Annotated in this window: 6 protein-coding genes; all 6 read left to right on the top strand. The window is 71.7% G+C overall.

What is annotated here, in order from left to right; translation table 11 throughout:
• The coding region (locus VI238_RS11485; protein ID WP_331651437.1) for a serine hydrolase domain-containing protein at nucleotides 1–1,353 on the top strand (1,353 nt) is incomplete at its 5' end.
• Nucleotides 1,354–1,357: 4 nt separating this feature from the next.
• A complete protein-coding gene (locus VI238_RS11480) occupies nucleotides 1,358–2,314 on the top strand; it encodes a GlxA family transcriptional regulator (RefSeq protein ID WP_331651435.1) in 957 nt (318 codons plus the stop codon).
• 105 nt (nucleotides 2,315–2,419) lie between these two features.
• Entirely contained in the window at nucleotides 2,420–3,409 is a 990-nt protein-coding gene (locus tag VI238_RS11475) for a DJ-1/PfpI family protein (RefSeq protein WP_331651433.1), read from the top strand.
• Nucleotides 3,410–3,684: 275 nt separating this feature from the next.
• Complete coding sequence (locus tag VI238_RS11470) at nucleotides 3,685–6,189, top strand: winged helix-turn-helix domain-containing protein (protein WP_331651431.1); 2,505 nt, start codon at nucleotides 3,685–3,687, stop codon at nucleotides 6,187–6,189.
• A gap of 268 nt (nucleotides 6,190–6,457) precedes the next feature.
• Nucleotides 6,458–7,153, top strand: a complete 696-nt coding sequence (locus VI238_RS11465) for a hypothetical protein (RefSeq protein ID WP_331651429.1) — start codon at nucleotides 6,458–6,460, stop codon at nucleotides 7,151–7,153.
• On the top strand, nucleotides 7,150–8,120 hold a 971-nt coding region (locus tag VI238_RS11460; protein WP_331651427.1), incomplete at its 3' end, for a hypothetical protein. The genes VI238_RS11465 and VI238_RS11460, both read left to right, overlap by 4 nt.

Here is an 8,120-nt window from a genome sequence, read left to right as displayed (position 1 = left end):
CATGCGGCGCCCCTCGACGCCATGCGCGCCGCACGCATCGACGCCGACGTGCAGGCGATCCTCGCGCGCACGCACACGCCGGGCGCGGTCGTCGCCGTCGTGCAGGACGACCGCGTCGTCTACCGCACGGCCTACGGCCTGCGTGATCGCGAGCACGCGCTTCCGGTCGAAGTCGCCACGCCGTTCGAGATCGGTTCGATCACCAAGCAGTTCACCGCCGCGGCGATCCTGCAATTACAGGACGCGCACAAACTCGACATCGACGCGCGCCTCGCGACGATCCTGCCCGACGCGCCGCACGCGGACGAAATCACCTTGCGCCAGCTGCTCTCGCACACGAGCGGCCTGCCGGAATATCTCGAAGGCGACGATGTCGAGGCCTGGGCGTCGAAGCCGCACACGTTCGAGGAGATCATCGCGCGCGTCGCCGGCAAGCCGCTCGTGTTCGCGCCGGGCAGCCGCATGGCCTACTGCAACACCGGCTACATCCTGCTCGGGCGCGTGATCGAAGTCGTCTCGCACGAACGCTATCGCGACTACGTGCGCAAACACCTGCTGCGCCGCGCGGGCATGACGCACACGGCGACGGTCGCGGACGAGCCGCATCTCGCGGGCATGGCGGTCGGCTATCGCGTCGACCACGGCCGGTCCGAACGCGCACCCGTGATCGACGACAGCGTCGGCGGCGCCGCCGGTCACCTCGTCTCGACCGTCGACGACATGATCCGCTGGAGCCGCGCGCTCGCCCGCGGCGAGATCGTCGGCGACGCGAGCGTTCGCCTGATGACGACTGCGACGCCGCTCGCCGAAGGGACGTCCGACTACGGCCTCGGCCTGTTCGTCGACCGCGTGCGCGACCAGCCGCGCATCGGTCACACCGGCGGCTCGTTCGGCTTCACCTCGGCGAACGAGTTCTTCCCGAAGCAGCACGTGCGCCTCGTCGCGCTCACCAACAACACGACCAGCCCGGAGCCCGGGGAGACGATCACCAACGCGATCTTCGACGATCTATTCCCGGCGATCGCCGCGGCGGCCGACGCGCCCGCGGCGGACGAGCCTGCCAAAGCTGCGTCGCGCGTCGAGGCCGTGTTCGAGGCCGTGCAGCGCGGCGACGCGGACGATGCTTCGCTCGCGCCGAAACTGGCGACGAAGATGAAAAGCGGACTCGCACGCCGGCTCGCCGACCTGTTCGGGCCGTACGGCACGCCGACGCGCTACATCTACAAGGGCGCACGCACGGACCGCGGCCTGCAGTGGTACGACTACGTGATCGCATTCGGGCCCGGCAGCCGCCTCGCGTTCTCGATCGGGCTCGACGACGCGGGCACGCTCGCGTCGCTGTCGTACGGATAGCCGCATGGCGACGGTCGGTGTGCTCGTCTACGACGACGTGCAGTCGCTCGACGTCACCGGGCCGATGGACGTGTTCGCGGCCGCGAACGCGCGCGTGGGCGCGCGTGGCCTCGCGTACGCGCTGTGCACGATCGGTCGCGACGCGACGCCGGTGCGCACCGAGGGCCACGTCACGATCGTGCCCGACACGACGCTCGCGGACGCGCCCTTGCTCGATACGCTCGTGATCCCGGGCGGCGCGGGCAGCCGCGTCGTCAACGCCGATCCGGTGCTGCTCGACTGGATCCGCGAACGCGCGGCGAGCGCGCGCCGCGTCGTCTCCGTCTGCACCGGGCTCTACATCCTCGCCGCGACCGGCCTCGTCGACGGCCGCCGCGTCACCACGCACTGGGCGCACGCGACGGACGCGCAGGCGCGCTATCCGCACGTGCGCATCGAAGCGGACCACCTGTTCCTGCGCGACGGCCGCTTCCACACCTCGGGCGGGCTCACCGCGGGACTCGATCTCGCGCTCTCGCTGGTCGAGGAAGACCACGGCGCCGCGGTCGCGCTCGCGGTCGCGCGCGAACTCGTGATGTACATGAAGCGCCCCGGCAACCAGGCGCAGTTCTCCGCGCCGCTCGATGCGCAGACGCGTGGCAGCGGGCGCCTGCGCGCGCTCGTCGACTGGCTGCTCGACCATCTCGACGAGGACCTCGGCGTCGAGCGTCTCGCCGACCGCATGGCGATGAGCCCGCGCCATTTCCGCCGCCTGTTCGCCGACACGTTCGACGCGACGCCCGCGCGCTACGTCGAACGCCTGCGCCTCGAGCGCGCGTGCGTGCTGCTCACCTCGGGCACGCTCGCGATCGACCGCATCGCAGCGACGGTCGGCTTTGCCAGTGCGGATGCGTTCCGGCGCGCGTTCCGCACGCGCTACGGCGCCTCGCCGAACGAATACCGCGAGCGCTTCGGCCGCTGACCGCGGATCGGGCGGCCGTGCGATGGCCGGATTCGTCGGCTGTTCGTCCCCATCGCCGTGCGTGCACGGCCGACAGTGCGCATCACCCTGATATGGAGATGCGCCATGAAACCGCTGCGCTGGCTGCTCGCGATCCTGCTGCTCCCGCTCGTGCCGACCCATGCCGAACCTGCGCCGCCGGCGAAGACGCGCGTCGCGATCCTCATGTTCGATGGCGTCGAGATCATCGATTTCGCGGGCCCGTACGAGGTGTTCGGGCAAGCCGGCTTCGACGTGCACACCGTTTCGCGCGACGGCAAGGCGGTGAAGACCGCGATGAACCTCAGCGTCAACGTCGACCATTCGTTCGCCGACGCGCCTGCGGCCGACATCATCCTCGTGCCCGGTGGCGACGTCGAGGCCGCGGCGAAGGACGAGGCGACGCGCACGTGGCTGCTGAAGAACGCCGCGTCCGCCACGCAGATCATGAGCGTGTGCACCGGTTCGGACATCCTCGCCAATACCGGCCTGCTCGACGGCCAGAGAGCGACGACGTTCCACGCCCACTTCGACCACATGGCGAAGAACTATCCGAAGGTGACCGTGGTGCGCGACCAGCGCTGGGTGCAGGTGGGCAAGCTCGTCACCTCGGCCGGCCTCGCCTCGGGCATCGACACCGCGTTGCACGTCGTCGCGAACGTGCGCGGCACCGAGGCCGCGCGCTCGGTCGCGATGCACCTCGAATACGCGTGGTCGCCCGACGGCGGCTTCATCCGCGGCCTCATGGCCGACCAGTTCATGCGCATGCCGGCGAAGCCGCTCACGTTCGACGACGGCACCAAGATCACCCAGCTCAGCTCGCTCGGCGACACGAAATACTGGGAGACCGCCTACCGCATCGAATCGCCGATGGATCCAGCCGCGTTCGTCGCCCACGTCCGCGCGTTCGCGGTCGACGACAAGGCGCTGCGCATCCTCGACCTGCGCGACGCGAAACAACTCGCGTGGGAATACACGTCCGAACGCGGCGGGCAATGGCGCCTGAGCCTCAAGGCCGACGACAAGCAGGCCGACGGCAGCTACCGCGTCGTCGCGAAGGTGATGCGCTTGATGTGATACTGGCGTTCGCTATCGCGGCGCTCCACCTCGCCTCTCCCGCTCGCGGGAGAGGCCGACGTGCGCAGCGCGGCGGCTGAGGGCTCCCGGAGCCCGACGCACCGATCCCACTCTTGCGTGCCTCGCGCTCCGATTGCCCTCACCCTGCCCTCTCCCCCAAGCGGGTGGGGGGAATGCGAGCGGGGACCATGTCGCCTGCCGCTATAATCACCGCTCGCCCCCGCGGCGCGGGTGCCCCGCAATGCCCGCGGGGCACCGGCAAAACGCAAGCGACGATGGTCAACGCGGTCTTCCGCTTCGGCGAATTCAGGCTCGACACGGTGAAGCGGGAGCTGCGGCGCGGCGACGCGCCGATCGACATGCCCGCGCGCGTGTTCGCCTGCCTCGCCCACCTCATCGAACATCGCGAGCGCGCGGTACCACAGTCCGAACTCATCGCCGCGGTGTGGCGGCGCGACAACGTCTCCGACACGCAGCTGTTCCAGCTGATCCTGCGCGCACGCCGCCTCGTCGGCGACAGCGCCGACCGCCAGGAGGCGATCCGTACGATCGCCGGTTTCGGCTATCGCTGGGTCGTCGCGACGACGGTCGAGGCGAACGACGCGAGCGAAGCAGGCGCCGCGATGCCGGCGCCGATGCAGGAATCCGCCGCGATGCGCGACGTCGCGACACCTGCAGTCCATGCCGCCGGCGTCCACGCGGATGCGACGAACGGGGTACCGGCTCCCGCGATGGCATCGTCCGCGTCGGCGATACCGCGAGCATCCACCGGCGCACGCAACGCGCAGCCCGTACCTCTGCGCGCGCGCCGCACGCCGCGCAACGCACTCGCCGGCGTGCTCACGGTGCTCGCGCTCGTCGCGATCGCAGCGGCGCTGTTCCTGCGCCACCGTGCCGACACCACCCCATCGGTTTCCGCGGGACCCGACGCGGCGCTGCACGTCGCCGTGCGGCCGCTCGACGTCGGCAGCGGTCCCGACGTCGCGTGGGTACGCCTCGGCGGCATGGACCTCGTCGCAGACCGCCTGCGCCGCGCGCAGCTCGCGGTGCTGCCGAGCGAAGCGACGCTCGGCGTGCTGACCGCGGGCAAGGCCGACGCCGACGGCGCGACGGCGCGCCTGCGTCGCGATGCGGGCATCGGCCTCATCGTCGACGGCCGCGTCGCGCGCGATCACGCCGCGTGGAACGTCGCGTTGCATGGCGCGCTCGACGGCACGCGCGACGTGCAGGCGAGCGCGACCGACAACGACCTCGTCGGCGCGCTGCGTCGCGCGAGCGACCAGCTCATCGTCGCGCTCGGTCGCGACGTGCCGGTCGAGCCCGCCGACGCGGCTTCGGCCGAACGCCTGCAGCGCGTGCGCGCCGCGCTGCTCGCCGACGATCCGGCGAGCGCGAAGGCGACGCTCGAATCGATTCCCGATGCGCGACGCGACGACGGCGAGACGCACCTGCTGCACGCGCAGGTCGAACAGCGGCTCGGCCACTACGATGTGGCCGAGCAGGAACTCACGCAGCTGCTCGAGCGCAAGCCGACCAGCGACGACGCCTACCTGCGCATGCGCGTGTTCATCACGCGCGGCAGCGGGCGCATCCGCCTCGGCCGCGCGCAGGAAGCACGCGCGGACTTCGACGGCGCGCTCGCCGCGCAGGGCGCCGGCAACTACGAACACGCGCTCGGCGAAGCGTATCTCGGACGCGGCGCATCGAGCACGATCGCGAACGACTACGCGGCGGCCGCCGACGACCTCGGCCGCGCGCGCGTCGTGCTTGCGCAGAGCGGCGACCGCCTCGCGGTCGCGCGCGCCGACCTCGAGTGGGCGCTGCTCGATTCCGCACGCGGTGCCGCGACACAGGCGATGCCGCGCTACGAAGCGGCCGCGCGCCAGTTCGAGGCGTTCGCCGCGATGCGTCCGCTCAAGAGCGCGCTGATCGGCCTGCAGGACGTGCAGCTCGACCAGTTGCAGAACCACGCCGCGCTCGCGACGAGCGATCGCACCACCGCGATCGCCGCCGGCGGCGGCGATCCGCTGCTGCTGCGCGTGCTCACCCTGATGCGCGCACGCATCCTGCTCGCGTGCGGCCAGCTGCGCGCGGTGCACGACGCGCTCGCGCAGGTCGAACGCGGCGACCAGGGCTACCTGCAGCTCTCGCGCGACGACCTGCGCATCCGCGTGCTGCGCGTCGAACTCGCGCTCGCCGAAGGCCGCCGCGACGACGCCGCGCGCGAAGCCGGCCCGCTGCCCGTCGCGCTGATGGCCGAAGGCGCCGACGACACGCTGCAAGCGAAGGCGAACCTCTGGCGCCAGCGCGTGCTGGCGCCGACCACGGCCGAGCCCGGCACGGCCATCGCACCGTCGACGCGCAGCGACGCGGGCTCGCGCGCGGGCGCGCCCTACCGCCGCCTCGCCGAGGCCGAACGCGCGTTCGCGCTCGGCCACCTCGACGACGCCGACCGCGCCTGGCGCCAGGCGCTCGACCTCGCCGACGCCGACGGCACGCCGCGCACGATGGCGATGGTGATCGAATCCTGGGCGGGCGCGCTCATCGCGCGGGACCGGCTCGGCGACGCGGCCGCGCTGGTCGGGCGGGTCGGCGCGTGGGCCGCCGACGACTTCGACTGCGCCCTGCTCCAGCTCCGCCTCGCCCATGCGCTCGGCGAGCCCGTCGCGTGGCGCAGCGCCCTCGCGGCCGTGCGCGACCTCGCCGGCGAGCGCGCGATCCCGGCCGAGCTCACGCTCGCGCCGGTGGCCCGAGAAGGACACAGGGTCGGAGGCCATTGACGCGAGGGGGAAAAGGGATCGGAGGCAATCAACGGGCGCAGCGTGACGGGATCACCTCGCTCACGCCATCGATCACCGCCGTCCTCCTTTCCGCCTCCATGCCGTTTCCGTCGCGTCGTCCGAAGCGTGACGGAAGCGTGACGGAAGGCGATCGTAAGGCGCCCCGAATGGACGCGACCGCCGATCCGTCGTGAAGTGCATGGCGACTACCCGCGGCCGCAGCCGCAGCCACGCGCGGGCGTTCGCTCCCCACCTCAGGAACCGATCCATGACAGCCATCCGGGTATCCGCCCTCGTCCTGCTCGCCCTTGCGGCGAGCTCGGCGAGCGCATCGACGACCTCGCGCTCGGGCGCGAACGGACCGGGAGAAGGCCTCCCCGTCGACGTGCTCGACCGCGTTTTCGCGAGCGGCAGCGACAGCGTCCGGGGCGGCAGCCCGGTCACCGTCTACACCGACCGCGCCGCGTTCCTCGCCGCGCTCGCGCCCGGCTACGCCGGGCACGACTTCAGCGAGATCGCGCCGGGCACGGCGCAGCCGATCCAGTACACCGACGGCAGCGACGGCTGGCACTACGTGATCTTCACGGGCGTGTTCGCGACGCACCCGCTCTACAACGGCGACGGCTTCATCTCGACCGACCGCGTCGACGATCCGATCTCCGTCGCGACCTCGATCTCCGACCCGCCATTCAGCGCGATCGGCGCGAACGTGTGGCCGTCGGACTTTTCGCTGCAGCCGACCTCGGGCCAGGTCGTAATCACCGTGCTCATGCAGGACGGCACGATCGGCGCGACCGAAACCGTCGACACGAGCGGACCGGACGACTTCCGCGGCTTCGTCGCCACCGCGCCGATCGCCGCCCTGTTCGTCGACGCCCCGGAGATCGACCCGCCCGTGCCCGGCGAATCGCAGGACCGCTGGGCCACGCTCGACAACCTCGTGATCGGGAGCGCCGCGCCGTGATCGCCTCGTCCTCGCCGACGTTCCACGCGCGCACGTCGCGCGTAGCCGCCCTCGCCGCCCTGTATCTCGGCACCGCGTTCGCGCCGCTCGCGCACGCCGATATCGCCATCACCGGCACGAGCGCGCCGACGACCTACGCGCGCGGCCGCATCAACAGCTTCCTGCTCGACCTGCACCTGATCTCGAACGCGTTCGCCGGCGCCGACGCACTCACGTTCCAGGTGCCCGTCGGCGTGACGCTGTCGGCCGTGCGCAAGCGCAACACCTTCACGTTCTGCTCGGACGTCCACCCGCTCGTCGACGGCGTGGGCACGAGTGACGGCGGCTGGTACCCGCTCGGGTGGCCCGCGCTCGACGGCTGCGGCAGCTTCGCCGGATCGCCCGATCCCGGCGAGGAACAGATCGTCATCGTCGACCTCGACGTACCGGCCGGCTACACCGGCGATCTGCCGCTGACCGTGCACGCGGTCGGCGACGGCAACGGCGATCCGCCGAACGAAGCCGACCTCGTGATCACGCTCGGCGACGAAGGCGCGCCGACGCAGCCGATCCTCGCAGTCGCCTCGAAGCTCGCAGTGGCGACCCAGGGCGACATGCAGAGCGTGCAGACGCTCGCGATCGGCAACACCGGTGCGGGCACGCTGGACTACACGATCACGACCACGCTCAGCGACGGCGTCACGCCGCCCGACTGCGGCACGCCGGCCATCGAACCGTGGCTCACGTTCGCTCCCGCGAGCGGCGCCGTCGCCGCCGGCGCGCACGCCGATGTCTCACTCACGTTCGACGCGAGCATCGTGGCCGCGGGCACGCACATGGCCGCGCTCTGCATCGCGAGCAACGATCCGGCCGAGCCGATGCGCGCGATCCCGCTGCAGTTCGACGTGGCCGCGACGTCGTGCGCCGCCGCCGACCGCCTCTTCGCGAACGGCTTCGACGACGATGCGGACGGCGCGTGCGCGAACGC

This window comes from Dokdonella sp. (assembly GCF_036518555.1).
Taxonomy (GTDB): Bacteria; Pseudomonadota; Gammaproteobacteria; order Xanthomonadales; family Rhodanobacteraceae; genus Dokdonella_A.
This window is presented reverse-complemented; position numbering and strand designations above follow the sequence as displayed.